General features: G+C 62.3%; 20 protein-coding genes. 8 read left to right on the forward strand and 12 right to left on the reverse strand.

The window, feature by feature from the left end:
* Nucleotides 1-264: 264 nt before the first annotated feature.
* From ISS99_RS07210 to ISS99_RS07235, 6 genes are all read right to left on the reverse strand, one after another.
* Complete coding sequence (locus tag ISS99_RS07210; protein WP_239537795.1) at nt 265-2,961, reverse strand: S8 family serine peptidase; 2,697 nt, start codon at nt 2,959-2,961, stop codon at nt 265-267.
* Entirely contained in the window at nt 2,951-3,295 is a 345-nt protein-coding gene (locus ISS99_RS07215; protein WP_204630921.1) for a hypothetical protein, read from the reverse strand. The genes ISS99_RS07210 and ISS99_RS07215 overlap by 11 nt, the downstream gene beginning before the upstream one ends.
* A gap of 594 nt (nt 3,296-3,889) precedes the next feature.
* Entirely contained in the window at nt 3,890-4,822 is a 933-nt protein-coding gene (locus tag ISS99_RS07220; RefSeq protein ID WP_204630922.1) for a c-type cytochrome, read from the reverse strand.
* A complete protein-coding gene (locus ISS99_RS07225) occupies nt 4,819-5,478 on the reverse strand; it encodes a c-type cytochrome (RefSeq protein WP_204630923.1) in 660 nt (219 codons plus the stop codon). The genes ISS99_RS07220 and ISS99_RS07225 overlap by 4 nt, the downstream gene beginning before the upstream one ends.
* Nucleotides 5,475-6,425, reverse strand: coding sequence for a substrate-binding domain-containing protein (locus ISS99_RS07230; protein WP_204630924.1), 951 nt, complete (start codon nt 6,423-6,425; stop codon nt 5,475-5,477). Before ISS99_RS07230 ends, ISS99_RS07225 begins: the two co-directional genes overlap by 4 nt.
* A gap of 15 nt (nt 6,426-6,440) precedes the next feature.
* Nucleotides 6,441-6,980: a DsrE family protein gene (locus ISS99_RS07235; protein WP_204630925.1), complete on the reverse strand. Its 540-nt coding sequence runs from the start codon at nt 6,978-6,980 to the stop codon at nt 6,441-6,443.
* A 137-nt stretch (nt 6,981-7,117) separates the two neighbouring features.
* Here ISS99_RS07235 and ubiE point away from each other — a divergent pair, with 137 nt between their 5' ends.
* Nucleotides 7,118-7,867 (forward strand): bifunctional demethylmenaquinone methyltransferase/2-methoxy-6-polyprenyl-1,4-benzoquinol methylase UbiE, encoded by a 750-nt coding sequence (ubiE, locus tag ISS99_RS07240; RefSeq protein ID WP_204631007.1) that lies wholly within the window; start codon nt 7,118-7,120, stop codon nt 7,865-7,867.
* A gap of 83 nt (nt 7,868-7,950) precedes the next feature.
* Here ubiE and ISS99_RS07245 read toward each other — a convergent pair whose 3' ends face one another.
* From ISS99_RS07245 to ISS99_RS07255, 3 genes are read right to left on the reverse strand one after another with little or no spacing between them, the layout of a single operon-like run.
* Nucleotides 7,951-8,646: a glutathione S-transferase family protein gene (locus ISS99_RS07245; RefSeq protein WP_204630926.1), complete on the reverse strand. Its 696-nt coding sequence runs from the start codon at nt 8,644-8,646 to the stop codon at nt 7,951-7,953.
* A gap of 28 nt (nt 8,647-8,674) precedes the next feature.
* Nucleotides 8,675-8,971, reverse strand: a complete 297-nt coding sequence (locus ISS99_RS07250) for a cupin domain-containing protein (RefSeq protein ID WP_204630927.1) — start codon at nt 8,969-8,971, stop codon at nt 8,675-8,677.
* Nucleotides 8,968-9,897, reverse strand: coding sequence for a DMT family transporter (locus ISS99_RS07255; RefSeq protein WP_204630928.1), 930 nt, complete (start codon nt 9,895-9,897; stop codon nt 8,968-8,970). The genes ISS99_RS07250 and ISS99_RS07255 overlap by 4 nt, the downstream gene beginning before the upstream one ends.
* 116 nt (nt 9,898-10,013) lie before the next feature.
* Here ISS99_RS07255 and ISS99_RS07260 point away from each other — a divergent pair, with 116 nt between their 5' ends.
* Nucleotides 10,014-10,520: an Lrp/AsnC family transcriptional regulator gene (locus ISS99_RS07260; protein ID WP_204630929.1), complete on the forward strand. Its 507-nt coding sequence runs from the start codon at nt 10,014-10,016 to the stop codon at nt 10,518-10,520.
* Nucleotides 10,521-10,574: 54 nt separating this feature from the next.
* Here ISS99_RS07260 and ISS99_RS07265 read toward each other — a convergent pair whose 3' ends face one another.
* The gene (locus ISS99_RS07265; protein WP_204630930.1) at nt 10,575-12,335 is read right to left on the reverse strand and encodes a DUF3300 domain-containing protein; all 1,761 of its coding nucleotides are present in this window, start codon (nt 12,333-12,335) and stop codon (nt 10,575-10,577) included.
* A gap of 304 nt (nt 12,336-12,639) precedes the next feature.
* Here ISS99_RS07265 and pip point away from each other — a divergent pair, with 304 nt between their 5' ends.
* From pip to ISS99_RS07295, 6 genes are all read left to right on the forward strand, one after another.
* Nucleotides 12,640-13,590: a prolyl aminopeptidase gene (gene pip / locus ISS99_RS07270; RefSeq protein WP_204630931.1), complete on the forward strand. Its 951-nt coding sequence runs from the start codon at nt 12,640-12,642 to the stop codon at nt 13,588-13,590.
* Nucleotides 13,591-13,677: 87 nt separating this feature from the next.
* On the forward strand, nt 13,678-14,970 hold the full coding sequence (locus ISS99_RS07275) for an SDR family oxidoreductase (protein ID WP_204630932.1): 1,293 nt from the start codon (nt 13,678-13,680) through the stop codon (nt 14,968-14,970).
* The gene (locus ISS99_RS07280) at nt 14,967-15,443 is read left to right on the forward strand and encodes a DUF2269 family protein (RefSeq protein WP_204630933.1); all 477 of its coding nucleotides are present in this window, start codon (nt 14,967-14,969) and stop codon (nt 15,441-15,443) included. The genes ISS99_RS07275 and ISS99_RS07280 overlap by 4 nt, the downstream gene beginning before the upstream one ends.
* 72 nt (nt 15,444-15,515) lie before the next feature.
* Nucleotides 15,516-16,157, forward strand: a complete 642-nt coding sequence (locus ISS99_RS07285) for a glutathione S-transferase family protein (RefSeq protein WP_204630934.1) — start codon at nt 15,516-15,518, stop codon at nt 16,155-16,157.
* Between the two features lie 75 nt (nt 16,158-16,232).
* On the forward strand, nt 16,233-18,089 hold the full coding sequence (locus tag ISS99_RS07290; protein ID WP_204630935.1) for a M1 family metallopeptidase: 1,857 nt from the start codon (nt 16,233-16,235) through the stop codon (nt 18,087-18,089).
* Between the two features lie 77 nt (nt 18,090-18,166).
* Nucleotides 18,167-19,156: an alpha/beta fold hydrolase gene (locus tag ISS99_RS07295; protein ID WP_239537765.1), complete on the forward strand. Its 990-nt coding sequence runs from the start codon at nt 18,167-18,169 to the stop codon at nt 19,154-19,156.
* Nucleotides 19,157-19,227: 71 nt separating this feature from the next.
* Here the strand turns inward: ISS99_RS07295 and ISS99_RS07300 are convergent, their stop codons facing one another.
* Together ISS99_RS07300 and ISS99_RS07305 are read right to left on the reverse strand one after the other, a co-directional pair.
* Nucleotides 19,228-19,806 carry a methyltransferase family protein gene (locus tag ISS99_RS07300; RefSeq protein WP_204630936.1) on the reverse strand — a complete coding sequence of 193 codons (579 nt, stop codon included), beginning with the start codon at nt 19,804-19,806 and terminating at the stop codon, nt 19,228-19,230.
* A gap of 71 nt (nt 19,807-19,877) precedes the next feature.
* Nucleotides 19,878-20,645, reverse strand: a complete 768-nt coding sequence (locus ISS99_RS07305; RefSeq protein WP_239537766.1) for a M48 family metallopeptidase — start codon at nt 20,643-20,645, stop codon at nt 19,878-19,880.
* Nucleotides 20,646-20,765: the final 120 nt, after the last annotated feature.

Genomic DNA, 20,765 nt, shown 5'->3' on the forward strand with positions numbered 1-20,765 from the left:
TCGTTCAGGTCCGTGCCTGAAGAGGAGGCCAAAATGCCTTCACGCCAGCGTGAAGGCGCTCGGCGGAAGGCCTAGGCGCCGGATGGAGAAGCCCATGTCTCACCGGGGCTTAAGCGATTCTTCTTAGCAAGATGGCGCACAACGATCTCACTACGCGCTGAGCTGCGCCGAGTGACGCAAGCGTCGGAAGAATGACGCGGTGGCGTCACCCTGACGCCACCGCACAAACCTGCGATCAGCGCGGCAGCGTGCCGTGCCGGCGAATCAAAACTGGTAACGCACGCCAGCACTCAGCGTTCGGGCCTTGTTACCGCCACTCGCGAATTGCCCGTCCAGATTCAGGAAGCCTGACCAGTGATTGTTGATCACGGCATTCAACCCGGCACCGACCCAAGCGCTGCTGCGCGGCGAGTTTACGCCTTCCAACTCGAACGTTGCGTTGGGGGCGCCTGCATAGGCCGCGGTAAATCCCAGATCGCGACCACCCAGAATGCGCTGATACAAAGCATATCCCTTCAGCGAGAGTTGCCCTGCGCCCCAGTTCCAGCGATAGGCCAGACGTGTACCGAGTTGTGCATAGCTTTGGTTGAAATCTTCGCTCGATGCCGCGATGCCAAAACCGCCCGCGCCCTGTTCGTTGATCGCACCGCGATCTAGATGCTCATCGCCCAGCGACGCGAACGGCGTAGTGGTCCACGCGTCGGACTTCACATCGTAACCGGCTTCCAAATAGGCCGAGGTCATTTGGTCATTGCGCGAACTGCTGATGGCGGCCGGCATTACACCGAGCACACCCCAGCGACTGGTGTCGCTGTGTATCCAATCTTCGCCGATGCGGCCCGACACGTACGCGTTGCCGGCCAACCATTTGGCATACAACATCGCACCTGTGCTGCGGGATGTATTGTTGCCGCCTTCCAGGCTGTAGCTTGAGCCAAGATGATTCCAATCCAGCCCCACACCCAGCATGAAGTCATCGGCAAGCCTCACGTCATAGCCGGCCACGGAGCCACCGCCACTGTAGCTGCCCGTAGCGTAGCCGCTGCGTGCGATGTCGCCATCGGCACCAGTGCCCTGGAACCAGGCTCCCTGCCGTGCATTGCCGTCACCTAAGTCCACCAGGCGATCTGCCACCGTGCGATTGACAATGCCTGCCTGCTCAAAAGTCAGCGCTTGTGAGGACGCGAGCAGCTGACCAGAGAGGCTGTTAATGGACGCCTCCGCCTGAGGGACGGAGTAAACACTGTAGAAGGCATCGGCAGCGGCGGCGAATGACGACCCACCAGAAGATTTCGATGGTGTTGCAGGGTTTACAGTCGCCAACGCCGTTTGAATGTGCTGCGCCGTCTGTTGCGTCGTTGCAATGTTCGTCATCGAACTGGCAGCAACCGAAGAAACCGATGATTGTGTGAGCGCGGCAAACACATCATTGTTGTTGTAAGACAAAGTTCCCGTCGTGTACACGCCACCATTGAGAGTCACTGTGCCGAACATGCCCAACAAGGTTGTTGCGTTTAACACCAACACATTGGCTGACGCTTGATAGCCAGGCGGTATATAGAGGATCAGGTTGGAACTGTTTAGGTTCGCCTGCCCCAATACTGCCAGCGCGTCACCTGCTTGTATGATGGTCGTCGCCGAAGATGCAGCGGTGTAGTTGTTTTGAATAATTGGCAAGTTGGGATTGGGCTGAGTGGAGAGCCTGGCATCTAACGTACCGTTATTGATGACGCCGCCAGAAATCGACCCCATCAACTCCATCGTGGCGCCCTGAGCGATCGTTACCTGACTTGCCGCCAAGTAGCCTCCCATGACGAAGGTGCCCCCATTGATCTGGGCATCGTTATCCAAAGTGTCACTGCCTGTCAGCGTAAGCGTTCCGCCATTCTGTACGATGCCACCGAAGAGTCCTCCGCCGCTCAGCGTAAGCGATCCGCTACCATCCAACTGCAGGCTTCCTGCCCCGGCAATGTAGTTGGAGAACGTGCCCGACTCATTTGCTGGAATATTAACGTCGAATACACCCCAGTTCAGCGACGCCGGTCCATTGACGGCAGCAGCTGCATTAACCATTCCATAGCCGAACACAGCGGCATTGCCTCCGGACGTGGCCGTTCCAAGCAAAGTCTCCTGGACATTCGAAGCAGTAAAGAATGGGAATCGCTGCCAGACGAGCGCAGCGACACCGGTGACGACAGCCGTCGCATTTGATGTTCCATATGCGTAACCAGTGGAAAAATCCGTTCCCGGCACCGGTGAAAGATATGTCGCGCCCGCTGCAGCGAGGCACCAGCCGGCAGCAACACCGCATTGATTGGACGTTGGATCGAGCTGAGTTGGCTGGCCGCTCGCATTGACATCCACATTCACGACCGCGAGCCAATTGTGCTCAAGCGAGGGATAGTAGTACGGCACGCCCGGCTCAACATTCGGCTCCGTGTTACCGTTATTGCCGGCAGCCCATACCATCAGCTGACCATTTCCCATTACTTGCGAAAACTGCGCATAGCGAGTCGCGGCAACGCTTTGTCCATTGGTCGGATCGGTGATCGACAGGTCTACGCTGTACGAGTTATTGATCAGCTTGACGCCCTGCGCATTAAGGTCCGCAACGGCCTGACTTGCCAAGTTGAATTGATAACCGTCGCCAGTTTCGGCAATTCTCGCGATGTACAGCGATGATTGCGGTGCAACGCCACCATAGTTGTACATGCCATTGGGGCCATCTGGATTGGCGGTGCCACCTATGATCTGCGCCATCAAGGTTCCGTGGCCTACGGTATCTGTAGGCGTCGTGTTCGACGGCTCCACGTAGTCTTTGAACCACGTTATGCGATTGAGCAGCGCTGGGTTACCGAGCTCAACACCCGAATCAATAATTCCCACCTTGACGCCTTGACCTTGATTGCTGGTCGAGCTGCCGCCGACAGACCAGGCTGTCTGAACATTCTCAGGAGTCAGCTGGCTTGGGTTGTAACCCGCCGGAACGGGTGCGGGTGCGGGTGCGGGTGCGGGCGTTGGTGTTGGTGTTGGTGTTGGTGTTGGTGTTGGTGTTGGTGTTGGTGTTGGTGTTGGTGTTGGTGTTGGTGTTGGTGTTGGCGTTGGCGTTGGCGCCGGCGTTGGTGTTGGTGTTGGTGTTGGTGTTGGTGTTGGCGTTGGCGTTGGCGTTGGCGTTGGCGTTGGCGTTGGCGTTGGCGTTGGCGTTGGCGTTGGCGTTGGCGTTGGCGTCGGCGTGGACACACCAATGGTCGGTCGCACGTTGCTGTTGCCGCCACCACCACCACCGCCACCACAACCGGCCAACGTTGCCGCCAGCGCCAGGCTCACTGAAAGGGCCAACACATTTCGACGATCCGACTGACGCATCAGCACAACTCCAAGTTGTATGAAATATCCGCGCACGAGCCCGCCACGCCAGCTCGACGTTGTCCAAAGTCAGTTCTGCAAAAGGTTGAGGAGGTACGTGCGGCGCATGCAAATAACGCGCGAATGCCGCACGACGGAGCACTCACTCTCGCGCATTTGTCACGACATCGATTTGCAACAGCCATCATCGATCCATCGAGCCCCTGATGCTTCCCGCAACAACCGGACACGTCATCGTCCGGTTCTTCTGTCAGGGAGCTGGTCGCCGCGTGACGTCGACATTGGACGATTTCGGCAAAATAACTACGCTGCGCGCGCACGCGAACAGCTTCACCGCGCGTCACCCAAAGCCACCGCCGTAGCGCTGCTGGTCGAAAGCCCCTGTACTGAAATGCTAAGCGATTTCAGCAGACATTTGCAGATGATTTCGACGCGTCACGGCACTTGAACGCCACCCAGATGCATCCTTGCGCATCAGCGCAAAATTTTGCGTCCGTCAGCACGAAGCAAGACTCCGTACATCTCACGGACGAGCAGCGACCCCGCGCCCCAACAATTGTCCGTTTACGGTCGCCCCATAAAGCGATTCGGGCGTGTCGTGAAACGCTGCTCGCGTAGCCGGAATCGAGCCGGTGTAGCGCGGATCCTGCGGCCGCTCGTGTGCATCCATGAAATACGCCACGTCCCACGCATCCTGGTCGCTCAACGTATTGCCCCGACCTAGCGGCATATTGGCCTTGATGAAGCCCGCAGCGTTGTTGACCTGCTCCATGCCGGCACCCCAGTTGAAGGATTGCGTGCCCCACAATGGCGGAAACACCGTGCGTCCTGCTGCCTGCTGTCCTTGCCCGTCGTCGCCGTGGCACAACGCGCAATCGCGTTTGAACACGGCTTCACCCCGCGTGTAATCGGGTGCTATGGCTGGCTTGGGCAGTTTGGGATAGCCGTGACCCGGCGGCGCCACGCCGATCGGTTCGCCCTTGGACATCCAATACGCGTAGCTTTCCAGCGCCACCAATACCGCATCGCCTTGCGGTGGCGCCTTGCCGTTCATGCTGTAGTTGAAGCATCCCTGCAGGCGCGCGGCGAAGGTGCTGACATCGTGCGTCTTGCTGCGATACGCCGGATACATCGGATAAGCGCCCCACAGCGGCGCGGAATGCGCGAGGCGACCCGCGTCGAGGTGGCAGTTTTCGCAGCTGAGCGCATTGCCGACATAGGCCTTGGCATAGCGACCCGGATCGATGAATATCTGCCGCCCCAACGCCACCTGCTTGCCGAAATCATCGCTGGGTATGGCCGATTCCGGCGGCGGCACGAATAGAGCGGCTTTTTTGGGCGCACTCGCCGCTGGCGCCGGCGTTTTTGCCACCGGCGCGACCGCTTGCGGCGCCGAATGATTGCAGGCCGACAACGCCAGCGCAGCAACGATCAACGACAGACAAGCGGCTTTCATGGTTGCTGCTCCTTCGGCGCCATCGGCTGCGCTGCGTACCACGTGCTGATGGCGGTGATATCAGCATCACTCAAGTTTGCGGCAACGTGCTGCATCAATTGCAGCGGATCATTGTGCCGGGAGCCTCCTTGCCAGGCATGCAGCTCGTTGGCGATATAAGTCGCCGATTGCCCTACCAGCGGCGGGAAGTGATCACCCACGCCGATGCCGCCGGGCCCGTGGCATTGTTCGCAGGCAGGAAGGTTTTCCGACCAGCGGCCTCGCGTTGCCAGCATCTGGCCGGACTGCGCCACGTCATTCTTCAACGGCGGCGCCGGAACCTGCGCCGGCACCGGCAGCTTGCTGTAGTAGTCCGCCACGGCATCACGCTCGTCATCACTCAGCGACTGCGCGACCGGTTGCATGGTGGCGTTGGCGCGCGACCCGTTCGCGAAATCTTCCAATTGCTTGCGCAGGTACGCATCCGGCAGGCCCGCCAGGCGCGGAAAGCCCGCAGCGGCCATGCCGCCGCCGTTGGGCGCATGGCAGGCCATGCACGGGGCAGCACCATGGCCATTGCCTCGTTGCGCAAGCGTGGCGCCGTCGGTTGCCGCGGCCGACACGATACCCACATACGACACCGCGACAATCAGGCTGACAGTGCGCAGATATTTCATGGCTGCGGCGGCTGGAAGCCGTATTTGCGATAAATGGCCTGCGCTGGCGCAGACGTCATGAAAGCCAGGAAATCCTTGGCGGCCTGTGCGTGCGGCGCGTCTTTCATGCGTGCGGCGGTGTAGGTGGCGGTGACGTTCTGCTCGGCCGGGATCGCTACGGTTTCAACCGGGCGGTGCAACACCTGCTGCTGGAAATACGCCTCGGTCGACCACACCGGTGCCGCATCCGAGTCACCCTGCAAGACGCGCAACGGCGATTCACGATGATGGATGCGCGTGAGATAGGTGCTGCCATCCTTCACCTTGGCGTCCATCACGGCATGATCCAGCGCATCCCCGCCAGCTTTGCGATAGCTGGCTTCGATCTGCTTGGCGATGCCTTCCCATTGCGGATTAGGCATGCTGACTCGCACGTCATCGCGCCCCAGATCCTTCAACCCCTGCACGTGCTTGGGATTGCCCTTGGCCACCAGGATGGCGAGCGGATTGCGCGCATAGTCGGCGGTCTCGGCAAACCAGCCATGCTGTTTTTGCAGCTGGGCGACCGAGCCTTTGCCGGTAGTGAAAATATCCGGCTTGAGGGCAATGCGCAGATTGCCCATCACCAGCGACCCCGTCTCGATCTGCTTGGCCAGGATGCCAGGCGGCAAGGTTTCCACGTAGATGCGCTGATATTGCGGATGGCTTTGCTTGAAGGCTTCGACCAGATCGTGCACCACCATGAACTGGTTGCCGGCGAAAAACACGGTGAGCTGCGGATCGACGATGTCGCCGTGCAGATCGGCAATCGCGTCGAACGGCGGCACGGCAAACGACACGCCGCCGGTCGGCGGCGGATTCCACGGCGGCAGGTAATCCGTCTGGCCTGCGCTGGCGCTGCCGCATGCGGCAACGAGCATTCCGGCCAGCAGCGCGTGCAACCAGCGGCGGTTCGTTCTTGACGACATGGATCGGCTCCTGCGTTACAGCGGCATCAGGGCGTAACCCTGCTGCTCCAGTTCGGTGATGGTGGTGAGCGCGGACAAGCTCAGGGTCACGTCCTTGGACGCCCACTCCGCCGGGTAGTGATGCTCGGCCATCGCCTGCCCACACACCGCCACGTCCACACCGGCCTTGTGCAATTGGCTGATCACGGCGAGGTTGGGATTGGTCGTGCCAAACTGCGCCTTGTAGTGCGCATCGTCCAGCACCAGGCTGGTGGCCGGGCCATAGGCCACCGCAACGAACTTCAGGTGATCGAGCGGGACGCCGGCCGCCGCGTAGAGGTTCACCGTGCGCGCCACACGCTGAAGCGCAGGGTTGACCTGATCGGGCTTTTCGCTGGCCTTGGTCATTGCGAACACCACTTTGTAGGTGGCATTGCGGTCCGGCTGGTAGGCCGCCTTGGGCAGCGGTTGATAGGCGCCGGCAGCCGTGATCGCCTGCGGAGCGCCTTGCGCCGCGGCGACGCCGCAAGCGAGCAGGCCGGCTACGCAGGACAACAACAAGGTCGAGTGCTTCATGCTTTCCATCCCGTCAGGCAACGCTCGGTTGCGTCAGCGGGAAGGCTACGCCGCCAACGCCCATCAGGCCACTTCGCTTTGTGTATATGACAGATAAGATTGCCTTATCCGTTCCCGGCATCCTGTACCATGCCGGCATGAGCGAGCAGTCCACTACCCATTTCGGCTTCCGCGACGTCCCCGTCGGCGAGAAGCAAAAGCTGGTCGGCCAGGTATTCACCTCGGTGGCCCGCAATTACGACCTGATGAACGACCTGATGTCGCTCGGCGTCCATCGCTTGTGGAAACGGCATTTCGTTGCCATCAGCGGCATCCGCCGCGGCGATCGCGTGCTGGACCTGGCCGGCGGTACCGGCGACATTGCCGCGCTGATCAAGCCGGTGGTAGGCGAGGAAGGCGACGTGGTGGTGGGCGACATCAATGCCGCCATGCTCAACGTGGGCCGCGACCGGCTCACCGACCGGGGCCTGGTATCGGGCCTGCGCTGGGCGCAGCTCAATGCCGAGACGTTGCCCTTCCCGGACAACAGTTTCGATGCGGTGACCATGGCCTTCGGCCTGCGCAACGTCACCGACAAGGACAAGGCGCTGGCCGACATCTGTCGCGTGCTCAAGCCCGGCGGCCGCGCCCTGGTGCTGGAGTTTTCCAAGGTGCAAAGCGAGCTGTTCGGCAAGCTCTACGATTTCCACTCCTTCCAGGTCCTGCCCAAGCTAGGTCGCCTGTTTGCAGGGGATGCGGACAGCTACCAGTACCTGGCCGAGTCCATTCGCAAGCACCCGGACCAGGAAACGCTGAAGAGCATGATGGAACAGGCCGGTTTCGGTCGCGTGGAAGTGCGCAATCTCAGCAACGGCATCGTGGCGATCCATCGCGCCTACAAGCTCTGAGCGCGCGCAAATTCAGAAGCTGACATGCGCCGGAAGCAGGACAGGCATCCGGTGCCTGCCCTGCCGATTCGCCAGCTCAGGCCTCAAGCAAGTCTTGCGCGCAGGTCCTGCAACAAGGTGCCTTGACGCAGCGTTTCTTCCTCGTGATCGGGGTCACGCCAACTTTCTTGCAAAGCCGTTTCGTACCAATGCTTCATCGCTGGCAAGCCAAGCAGCTGCTGCGCATAAGTGCGGCAAGCTTCGTCGACCGGCAATTGGTAGCTTTGGATGCGGAACGCCACCGGCGCAAAGAACGCATCCACGGTCGTGAACGCAGCTCCGGCAAGATAAGGCCCGCCGAATAGCGTCAAGCCTTCGTTCCACAACTCCTGCAAGCGTGTCAGGTCGCGCATCAACGCAGCGGGCATCGTACCCAATTGCATGCGAATGCCGCAGTTCATCGGGCAATGCGAACGCAGTGCGTCGAATCCCGAGTGCATTTCCGCGGCAGCACTACGCGCCCACGCACGCGCGCGCGCATCGGTCGGCCATACCCCTGGATGGCGCTCAGCGAGGTATTCGGCGATCGACAGCGAATCCCACACCGCGATGTCGCCGTCGTGCAGGCACGGCACTTTGCCGGTTGGCGAAAACGCACGAAACGCCGTCCAGCTCGATGAAGTGCCGTGCCCGAACGGCGTGAGCTTTTCCTCGAAAGGAATGCCGAGCTGGGTCAGCAGCACCCACGGACGCAGCGACCAGGAAGAGTAATTGTGATTGGCAACATAAAGCGTGTACATGAGGGCCTCTTGAAGAATCAAACGACAATCAGACGTCCAGAATGACCAAGGTACCTTTGCTGCCGGCCCCTACGCCATGCGCAACGCCGGCGGGAACGACATAGATTTCACCGGCACGCACGAGGATGTCCTGCCCGCCGATTTGCAGCACCATTTCGCCATCCAGCACCAGCAGGCCTTCGTCGTAATCGTGACATTCTTCCGGATAGGCGGCGGCGTCCATGCGCAGCAGTTTCATGCGGGCGCTGCCGAATTGCGCCACGATGCGCGAAGTCCACGTTTGCGGCAGCTCGCGTGCCGATTCGATCAGTTTGTGGTGACTCATGAACGGGCGTGGTGGGTGTTAGCGGGGGCCGTCGACGCGGGCGCGACCGGAGTTTTGCGCCTGGCGTTGGCCAATGCCACACCACCCACGGTAATCACGCCACCGATCAACGTCAGCCAGCCCGGCTGCTCGCCCAGCCACACCCAGCCGATGAATACGGCGATCGGCGGCGAGAAATAAATGAAGCTGGACACCTGCGAGGCCGATGCGCGACGCAACGCCGCATTCCAGGTGAGGTAGCCCACGAAGGTCGGCGCAATGCCCAACCAAATCAGGGCTGCTATGTGCGACCACGGCGCCAGCAGCAAGGCATGGGGCAAGCCCAGCCCGAACGGCACCGTTCCAAGGGTTCCGGCGAAAAAGCCGAAGGCAGTCACGCCGACCACGTCATTGCGCGCAAACAGCGGCTTCTGCCCGACAAAGAACACCGCCGAAGCAATCACGCTGACCAGCACCAACGCAGCCATCGGCTGAAACTTCACTTGCTTGCCGCTGGCCAACACCACCAGCACGACACCCAGCAACGCAATCCCAAGGCCGAGCATGCGGCGCGCGCTGATGTGCTCGCCAATCCACAAGGCCGACAGCGTGGCCGTCACCGCCGGTACCAGTGAAATCAGGATTGCCGCGGTACCGCTGGCGATGCGCGTTTCGGCGTAGTTGAGGCAGACGTGATAGGCGGTAAGGCCGATTACGCCCAGTACGGCTATTTGCGGCCAATCCCTGCGTTGCGGCAACGGCGCGCGCCTGATCCACAACAGCAAGGCAAAACACAGCGAACCGATGGTCAATCGCGCCAGCGCGACCTGCCCCGGCGTGAACGAGGCCAGGGCATAGGCGATGGCGGCGTAGGCCGATGACCAGGTGACCAAGGCGATGCCGATATAAATCAAAGCGCGCCCGTCGAGGCGCTCCGTGCTGTCCATAAATCGATTCCACGTGGGGAAAGGGAACGTGCAAATGCTAGTCTCGCGCCGATCCGCGAGGAATAATGGCCCCAAAGCCCGTCTGCACGTTTCGCCATCGAACGAAATATCAATCCATGCCCACAACCTACGAATCGAAACCCGATTGGGATGCCAAGGATTGGCAACTGTTGGAAGCCCTGCAACACGACGCTCGCCTGGGTTATGCGGAACTGGGCCGCAAGGTGCGGCTGTCCGCGCCGGCCGTGGCCGAACGCGTGAAGCGGCTGGAGGAAGCCGGCGTGATCACCGGCTATCGCGCCGTGGTCGAGCCCAAGCGGCTGGGTTATGGCATCGATGCGATGGTGCGCTTGCGCTGTGACGGCGGCATTTGCGCGCGCATCGGCAAAATTGTCGAGGGCGTGCCCGAAGTGCTGGATTGCCGCCGCCTGGCCGGCGAGGATTCCGCGCTGCTGCGCGTGGTGGCCATGTCGATCACCCACCTGGAAGCGGTGCTCGACCGCCTACTGAAAATCCATCCCAGCATCAGCACCACCACCTTGATCGTGCTGCAGACGCCGCATGCCAACCGACCGCTGACCCGCGCCATGTGGGACGCCGCCAAGTCGCTGCCCGAGGATTGATACCGCGCTCGGAAACCAAAACCCCCTGCCGACGCAGGGGGTTTTGTTGGTCCGTCAATGCGATTCGTCTTTCTTTTTCGGCGGAGGCGGCGCCGGGTGCGACGGGGCCGGATGGGCCTGTGGCTGTGGGTGCTGCTGCGGTTGCGGCGCAGGGTGATAAGCCGGCTGCGGGCGCTCCTGCGGTTGCGGTGCCGGATGGTAGGCCGGCTGCGGGCGTTCCTGCGGCTGCGGCGCCGGATGATAGGCCGGCTGCGGACGCGCTTGTTGCTGCGGTGCCGGGTGATAGGCGGGTTGCGGACGCTCCTGCGGTTGTGCCGCCGGGTGGAACGCCTGCTGCGGACGCTCTTGCTGCTGCGGTGCCGGATGGAATGCCGGCTGCGCACGCTCCTGCTGCGCCGCCGGATGCGGCGCCTGCGGTGCCGGCTGTCGCACCGCCTCCTGCTGCCGCGGCGCAAACGCCGGCCGCTCTGCAGCCTGGGCCGGTTGCGGATGCGCGGCGTTGAAACGCGCCGCCTCGGCCGGACGCTCCGCTGCCGCGGCCTGCGCCGCATGCGGCGCGGGTGCCGACTGATACCCGGCACGCGCAAAGTTGGGCATGCTCATCTGCTGTGCCGGCGGATGATTGTTGACGGTTTCGTTGGTGACGTTGCGATTGAACTGATTGCGATTGTTCGTCACGTTGTTGGTGACGTTGTTGTTGTTGACGGTACGGTTGTTGTAGTTGTTGATCGTGCCGTTGTTGACGTTGCCGTAGCGATTGTTGGTGATGTTGTTGGTCACGTTGGTGTAGCGATTGATCACCGTGGTGGAACGCGACACGTAGGTCTGGTTGTTGTAGACCACTGCCGGGCGATGCCAGCCGCCACCGCCGCCACCGTTGTAACCACCACCGCCGTTGTAGCCGCCACCGTTATAGCCGCCGCCCCAGTTCATGCCCCAGGAATGCCAGCCGCCGCCGTCGTGGTGATCGTGACCACCGATCAAGGCTCCCACCAGGATCGCCGCGCCGAACGCCACCGCACCCACCGTGACCACTTCGCCGGTGGTATAGGTCGGTTGCTCATACTCGTAAGACGGGTAGACCGGCACCTCGCCGCCGTAGACCGTCTGCGGATCGTAGCTAGGCACATAAACCGCGTCGGACTGCGCCGGTTCGATCTGGATGATCTGCGCCGGCGCCGGCACCACGTCGGGGCCGGAATACACCGGCGGCGCTTCGCTATTGACCTCGTAGCCGGCCGCCTGCTCGCTGGCCTGCGCCTGCTGCACGGGCTGCACGTTGACCGCCTGCTGCGAGGAATTCTGCAGATTGCCCTGCGCACGCGCGCGCTGGCGCATCACCTGGATGGCGTTGAGCACGTCGGTGGGATCGTTGACGTAGGCCTCGCCCAGCGCGGTGGTCCACTGGATGTTCTGCGCCATCTGGCCGAGCACTGTCGGGAACTGGGTCAGGCCCTTGACGCTGGCGTCCCAGCTTTGCGGCTGCACGGCAGCCTGCAGCATGTCGCCCTTGAGGTTGGGGTTCTGCGTCAGCAGGTTTTGCGCCGCGGTGACCTGGTCCGGATAGGTGGAACCGGCCAATACCTGCGCAACGAGTTTGTCGGGGAACAGCGCGATCGGCGCCACCATCTGGTAAAGCTGGTCGGCCGTCGGCGGCGTGTAGGCCTGCTGCTGTTGCCCGGCGGCGGTAGCGGACGAGGCCGGCGCATTGGCCTGATCCTGGGCTGACGGCTGTTGATTGCAGCCCGCCACGATCAGCATGCTTGCGCAGATGCCTGCGGCGATCGCCATGCCTAGAGAATGTTGCTTGACCACAGGGCCACTCCTTCGCGATATCTGGTCACGGGAAACCTCTCGGTTTTCCACCTCGGTGCCGTGGACGCCGCGCAGGCTGCGGATCACCCCGCGGGGTAATCCCGGACCTGTCGCGACCATCCAAGGATGCGAGCGCAGTATGCCTTTGCCGTCGTTGCATTTGGGCTAATGGGCGATAAACATTTCCCGCGTTTTGTCGGCGTTAGGCTAATCGGTAAGCTTCACGTCAGCTCAATCCACCGCCACCCGGAAGGAATCGGCCCTCGCGTCGATCCCGTCACACATTCAATGGGATGCCTAGACCATGCGCACGCTGTACCCCGAGATCGAGCCCTATCGCACGCACCGGATCGCGGTGGACGATCGGCATACCCTGTATGTCGAAGAATGCGGCAATCCCGACGGGCTGCCAGTGATCTTCCTGCACGGGGGACCCGGCGCCGGCCTGGCACCCTACCACCGGCGATTCTTCAACCCGGCGCGCTACCGCATCATCCTGTTCGACCAGCGCGGCGCCGGGCGCTCGACGCCCTTTGCCGACCTGACCGACAACACCACCTGGCACCTCGTTGCCGACATCGAAACGATCCGCGAGCAATTGAGCGTGGAGCGCTGGGTGGTGTTTGGCGGCTCGTGGGGCTCCACGCTCGCGCTGGCGTATGCGCAAAAACACCCCGAGCGCGTGCTCGGCCTGGTATTGCGCGGCATCTTTTTGTGCCGGGAAGAAGAAGTGCGCTGGTATTACGAAGAAGGCGGCGCATCATGGATTCTTCCGGAAAAATGGCAGCGCTACATATCGGCCATTCCCGCCGAGGAACGCGGTCAGATGCTGGAAGCGTATTGGCGCCGCCTGAGCAGCGAAGACGAGGCGGTGCGCCTGGCCGCAGCCAAGGCGTGGGGCGCCTGGGAAGGCGGCGGCATCACCTTGGAAGAAAGCCCGGAAACCGAAGCCAGCTTTGCCGCACCGGAAGTCGCGCTGAGCCTGGCCCGCATCGAGGCGCACTACTTTCGCAACCACGCCTTCCTGGAACCCGGACAGCTGCTGCGCGACGTGGAAAAACTGCGCCACATCCCCAGCACCATCGTGCACGGCCGCTACGACATCATCTGCCCGGTAAAAAACGCCTGCGACCTCGCTGCCGTCTGGCCAGAGGCGGACCTGCACATCGTGCTGGCCGGCCATGCCGCCTCGGAGCCGGCGATCGCGGATGTATTGGTGCAGGCAACCGACCGGCTCGCCGATCGCTATGTCTGATGCATCGACGCCGCGGTGACGCGCGGCGTCCATGCACGTCTGCGCAATCGGCGAAAAAAAGGGCATAACCAGGGGGCCAGGAGATTCATGCGCGTATTGGTCACCGGAGCGTACGGCTTCATCGGAGCGCACGTCACCGCAGAGCTGACAAAAGCCGGTCACGAGGTAACTTGCGCGGTGCGCGGCGCCCGGGTCGACTCCCGCTTTCCCGGTCTCGCGGCCGTCGCCTGCGACATGGCTCGCGATACCGCTGTCGAAGATTGGCTGCCGCGACTGGCCGGCATTGACGCGGTCGTCAACTGTGCCGGCATTTTGCGCGAAACGGCACAGCAGACATTTCAAGCGGTGCACGAACGAGCGCCTGCCGCGCTCTTTGCCGCTTGCGCGCAATTGGGCATACGACGCGCGGTACAGATTTCCGCCCTGGGCGATGCCTCGGATGGCGAGTTCATCGCATCCAAGCATCGTGGCGATCTCGCGCTTGCAGACCTGCATCTCGATTGGCTGGTTTTCCGCCCCTCGCTGGTCTACAGCGCAAGCGGTTCCTACGGCGGCACTTCCTTGCTGCGCGCCTTGTCAGCGCTGCCCGGCTTGCTGTTTTTGCCGGGCAAGGGAGGCCAACGCGTGCAACCCATCTCGGCCGAAGACGTGGGAAAAGCCGTGGTGAGCGCCCTGGCCGCATCGGCACCGGTACGGCAAACGATCGAACTTGTGGGCCCCCAGGTCACGACCTTGCGCGAGTATCTGCTGCTTTGGCGGCGCTGGCTCGGCTTTGCAGAGCCCCACGTGATCGAAACGCCGAATTGGCTGGCGCATGCCGCATCGACGTTAGGCGAGCGCTTCGGCAACGGCCCGCTCGGACTGACCATGGCTCGCATGCTGGAACGCGGAAACGTCGGGAGCCCCAATGCGCTGGAGTATCTGCAAGAAAGCCTGGGGTTCGCACCCAAGCATCTGGCCCGCGTGCTGGACGAATCGCCCAGCCACGTCCAGGACCGTTGGCACGCGAGGCTCTATTTCATGCTTCCAGCATTGCGTATCGCCGTAGCCATGCTCTGGATACTATCGGGCGTGGTCGGCTGGATGCTTCCCGCCGAGGCCGTGGCGCAATCCACGGCAGGCGTCAGCTGGCCGGCAACAGCGATGCTTGCGCTCGCACGCGGCACGGCTACTGCGGATATCGTGCTCGGCGGCCTATGCCTGCTGCGCTGGCGCTCGCGGCTGGTGTTGTCGTTGATGCTGCTGATGGTATTTGGCTACACGGTGGGTATCGGCACATTGTGGCCCGTTCACTGGCTCGACCCTTTCGGCGGGCTGCTGAAGAACCTGCCGTTGCTGGTCGTGCTGTCATTGTTGATTGCCACGGATGAGCGTCGATGAATGCTTATGTCTGGTTGAAGACACTGCACATCCTGTCTTCCACGCTGCTGTTCGGCACGGGCCTGGGTACCGCTTTTTTCATGTGGTTTACCCATCGCACCGGCAACGTGACGGCTATCGCCACGGCGGCACGCTTGACCGTGCTCGCCGATTTCCTGTTCACCACGCCGGCGGTGATCGTGCAGCCCGTCTCGGGCTATCTGCTGATGCGGTTGATGGGCCTGGATCTTCATGCCGGCTGGTTGCAAGCCGCCTTGGCGCTCTACATTCTTACCGGTCTGTGCTGGTTGCCGGTGGTATGGCTGCAATGGCGCGCATCCCAATTGGCGCTGGCCTCTTTGCGAAGCGGCATGCCCTTGCCGCCGATCTACTACCGCACGATGCAGGTCTGGTTTGCGCTGGGCTGGCCGGCATTTCTGGCCGTGTTGGCCATTTTCTGGCTGATGGTAGCCAAGCCGGCACTAAGCTTCTAAAAGCACGTGTAACGGATATCGCAACGACGACGCCCGGCGAAAACTGTCGGCAGCACTTCATCGGACACGCTCATGCTTACCCTTTTCGACTACCCCGCTTCCGAAAATGCCTGGAAGGTACGACAACTGCTGCATCACCTGCAGTTGCCGTATCGCAGCGAGAAAATCAGCATCTTCGAAGGCGAGGGGCGCACGGCAGATTATCTGCGCATCAGCCCCACCGGCACGGTGCCGGCCATCCGGCTGGATGACGGACGCACGCTGTCGGAATCGGGAGCGATCCTGTTTTTCCTCGCCACCGGAACGCCCTATCTGCCGGACGACGCCTTTGGCCGTGCCAAGGTGCAGCAGTGGCTAAGCTTCGAGCAAGAGCGGGTGGAGTCGGTGATCGGTTCGCTGCGCTACTGGACGCTTACCGGAAAACTGGATCGCCGCCATCCTGCGCTGGTGGAAATGAAGCGCAGCACCGGGCAGCAGAGCCTGCAGATCCTCGAACGGGAACTGGCCGCGCGCCCCTTCCTTACCGATCACGGCTACAGCATCGCGGACATCGCCCTGTTCGCCTACACCAGCCATGCGGAAGAAGCCGGTTTTGCGCTGGCGCCCTTCCCTCACCTGCGCGCGTGGGTCGAACGGGTGAAGTCGCAGCCTGGCTTCCTGGCCACTACGCACCCCTATTCCGACGATCCTTTCAGCGCTGGCGAACTGCCCTGACAAACTTGCGCCATGGGCGGGAAAGCGGGCAGCGGTGGCATACTCGCCGCTCTCCAACCCACCGGAAGCCGCAAGATGTCCCCGCTTCGAACCCTGGCCCTCGGCGCCCTGGCGCTCCCCCTGGCGGCCCACGCCAATGACCCCTATTCCTATGCCCAGCCGGACGAGGTGCGCGTCACCCACCTGGATCTGAAGCTGAAGATCGACTTCCCGCAGCGCCAGCTCGATGGCCAGGCGACGCTCACGCTGGACTGGAAGGACCCCAAGGCCGCCGCGCTGGTGCTCGATACGCGCGACCTCAGCATCGCCAGCATCGAATCGGTCGATGCCAGCGGCAAGACGGCGCCGCTGCACTACGCGCTGGCGGCACGCGACAAGCAATTGGGCAGCAAGCTGACGATCCAGGCGCCGCAGCACCCGCACGAAGTGCGCATCATCTACACCACTGCTCCCAGCGCCAGCGGCCTGCAATGGCTGCCGCCTGCGCAGACGGCGGACAAGAAGCAGCCCTTCATGTTCTCGCAGTCCGAATCCATCCATGCTCGCTCGTGGGTGCCGCTGCAGGATTCGCCGGCGATCCGTTTTACCTACGATGCACAGGTGACGGCGCCGCAGGATACGCGCGTGGCGATGAGCGCACCGAACGATCCTAATCATCCGTTGAACGGCAGCTTCAGCTTTACGCAGACGCATCCGATCCCGTCTTACCTGCTGGCGATCGCCGCCGGCGATCTGGCTGTAAAGGAAACCGGTCCGCGCTCGGCGGTGTATGCAGAACCGTCGGTAGTCGGCAAAGCCGCGCACGAGTTCGAAGACACCGAGAAGATGATCCAGACCGCCGAGAAGCTGTACGGCCCGTATCGCTGGGGCCGCTACGACATCCTGGTGCTGCCCCCGAGCTTCCCGTACGGCGGCATGGAAAATCCCAACATGACCTTCGCCACGCCGACGGTGCTGGTGGGCGACAAGAGCCTGGTTTCGCTGGTCGCGCACGAGCTGGCGCACTCCTGGTCGGGCAATCTGGTGACTGCCGCATCGTGGCGCGACATCTGGCTCAACGAAGGCGTGACCACCTACGTGCAGGGCCGCATCACCGAAGCGCTCTATGGCGAGCGTCAGGCCAACGAAGAAGCCTTGCTCTCGATCCAGTCCCTGCACAAGGAACTGGCGCGCCTGCCGGAGAACGGCCAGCGCCTCGCACCGAAACCCGGCAACGTCGACGCTGACGACACGCTCACCGACGTGGCGTACAGCAAGGGTTCGTGGTTCCTGCGCACGTTGGAGCAGCGCTATGGCCGCGCCACGTTCGACAATTACCTGAAGAGCTACTTCGACCACTTTGCGTTCCAGAGCATCACCACCGAACAGATGCTCGACTTCCTCAAGCCGAACCTGATCGACAAATACCCCGGCAAAATGAGCTGGGATGAAGTGAAGGAATGGGTCTACGGCACGGGCGTTCCCAAGGATGCGCCGGTGCCGGCGTCGCCGAACTTCGCCACCATCGACAAGGAACGCAGCGCTTTCCTCGCCGGCACGCTGGACGCGGGCAAGCTCGACGCCAAAGGCTGGAATACGCAGGAATGGATGTATTTCCTGGACGGCATGCCGGATGCGCCGCCGCTCGCGAGGATGCAGCAGCTTGACGCCGCATGGCACCTGACCGGCACGCCGAACGCGGAAATCGGCATGCGCTGGTACGTGCATGCGATCAACGCCGGCGACAAGGCGGTATGGCCGGCGGCAGCGGAACATGCAACGCGTATCGGCCGCCTCTATCTCACCATGCCGATCTATGCAGCACTGGTGAAAACGCCGGACGGACTGGCTTTTGCGCAACAGGTGTATGCCAAGGCGAAGGACGGCTACCACCCGCTGACCCAGCAAGCCGTGGAAGCGCTGTTTGCCAAGGCCAAGGCCGGCATGCACTAAGCCGACGATAAACCCGAGCGCATCGCGTCGGCCCTGCCGGCGTGGTGCGCGAGAAGTCGCCCATCGCGAGTCATCCCATGAGTTCACCCGCAAATTCCAATCCCCGCCCACTCTGGCAGCGCCTGCTGATCCGCCGGCTTAAATTTATCGGCATCGTCGTCACGCTGCTAGTCGTACTGCTTGGCGGCAGCTATCTGTTTGCGCCGCAGTGGCTGCTCAAGGCCAACGCCATGCGCGAGGCCATGAACGCCGGACTTGAAAAACATTCCGTGCAAGCCGGCGACACCCAATGGGTGTACTACGAAGGCGGCCAAGGGCCCACCATCGTGCTGCTGCACGGCTTTGCCGCCAACAAGGATGTCTGGCTGAAAGTGGCGCCGATGCTCACCGCGCATTTCCGCGTGGTCATTCCCGATCTTCCGGGCTGGGGCGAGTCGTCGCGCAACCCCGGCGCCAGCTACAACATCGACAATCAGGCCGAGCGCCTGAACGACTTCGTGCAGACCCTGCATCTGCAGCATTCGTTGCTGGTCGGCCATTCGATGGGCGGTGCGATTGCCGGCGTGTACGCTGCCGCGCATCCGCAGGACGTGGCCGAACTGGCTCTGGTCGACAGCTTCGGCTTGAAGTTCAAGGAAAACGCATTCGCCAAGGAAGCGATGGCCGGCCACGATCCGTTTGTCTATGACGACCGCGCCGGCTTCGAACGCGCCACCGCGCTGGCCTTCGAACAGGTGCCGCACATTCCGGGTCGCTTCATCGACGTGTTCGTGCAGAACAACATCAAGAACCGCGCCTTTATCGAGAAGACCTTCAACGAACTGCGCGAGCCTGCGCAAACCACCTCGCTGCAGGATCGGCTCGACAAGCTGACCATGCCGACCCTGGGGATGTGGTGCCACGACGACAAGATCATCGACGTGTCCGCGCTGGACAATCTGCGCAACGGATTGACCCACGCCCCGGCGATCAGCACCAGCATCATCAACGGCTGCAATCACATGCCGCAGATGGAGAAGCCGAAAGAGTTCGCGCAGATCCTGACCAGCTTCGTGCTGGCGCACTGACCTTGCACGATTTTGCGTGGCGATTCCCGCAATCCGCGGGAATCGCCACGCAGTTCGAAATCAGCCGCGGCTCACAATAGCCACGGCACGAGCGCTTTGACGCGAAGCATGTAGCTTCGATACTGCTCGCCGAACAACTCGCACAACCAACGCTCTTCCAGGCGCAGCTTGCGCCAGAACGAAATGCCCACGATCAGCATGGCGATCGGGCCCCGCCATTCGCCCAGGGCCAGCGCACTCCCCAGGAATGCAAGCAGAAGACCGCTGTAGATGGGGTGGCGCACGATGTTGTAAGGGCCACGCACGATCAGCTCGTGATCCTGCTTGAGCTGTACGACGCCGCTCCAATTGCGCCCGAGCGTGACACGCGCCCAACAGGTGAAAGCAAGACCGGCCACGGTCAACAGGAAACCCAGCCACACGATCCACAGCCGGTCCGGCACGAACCGCTCGACGAGAAAGGTGCCTTGCAGCCATTGCCGGTTCCAGAACAACAGCACGGCGACCATCAGCGGCAACGCGTACTTGCCGAAACGGGAGACGTTCGACTCCACGCGCACCGCAGCTTTCACGCCAATCGCACTGATGCCCCAATAGGCGAGCCACACGAGCCAGACCAGGGTAAAGAGATAGCCAAACGACATCGTCATGAGCCATTCCTTGCTTGGAGTGGCCGCAGTGTATCCCCGTTGCTGTCGCCATGAGCTGACGACGGGTGCGTTCAGTCCGCGACGTCGGCGATCAGGCGATCCAGCTCGGCTTTCAACGTGGCGCCGTTCTGGCGCAGCCAATCGCGCTGCTCGCGCCAGTCGGGAAAGATCGATTCCACGTGCGCCCAGAAACGCGGCGAGTGGTTGCGCACTTTCAGGTGGCAAAGTTCATGCGCCAGCACGTAGCGCAGCGCGGCCGGCGGCGCGAGTGCCAGGGCGAGATCGAGGTTGATGCGATCGCGCGTATCCAGGCTGCCCCACAGGCTTTTCATGGGACGGATGCGCAGGGCGGTCGGCGCCAGCCCCAACTGCGGCACGTAGCCGGCCAGCCAACGCGATACGTCGCGGCGGATCTGGTTTTCGAAATAGGAAGCGAGCAAACCGCGCGCCACGGGCAAGGCCCGGCTGTGCGGGCGCGGGATCTCCAAAGTCACGCCGCCCTCGCAGGCGACGACACGCGGATAAGCACCCTCGGCCCAATCCAGCGTGGCGATCTCTCCGCGCAGGGGAAATTCGATCGGCACGCCCAGGCGCAACGGCGGCAACGGCTCGATCACCAGGTTCAGTTCGTCGAGCTTCTTTTCCAGCCAGTCGGCGTTGTGGCGCAGGAAGGCGTTCACCTGCGACGGATGCGTGCCTTGCGGATAGGTGATGCGCGCGCCTTTCGGCGACACCGTCAGGCGCAAGCGCCGTGCACGCGGGTGCGATGCTTTGAGCACACGAATGGTATTGCCGCTGGGTGTCGCCAACTCCAGCCAATCGCCGTCGAGGTACGCCATGATCCTGCCTTCAGAACTGCCACCAGGGGGCCAGAATGACCCTCCGGCCCAAGCAGGATGTGGGGCTACAGGGGGCTTGTGCAAGAGCCTTTTTGCCCTACCCCCGGGAAGCCCCGTCTG

The organism is Dyella mobilis, from assembly GCF_016904945.1.
Classification (GTDB): Bacteria; Pseudomonadota; Gammaproteobacteria; order Xanthomonadales; family Rhodanobacteraceae; genus Dyella_B; species Dyella_B mobilis.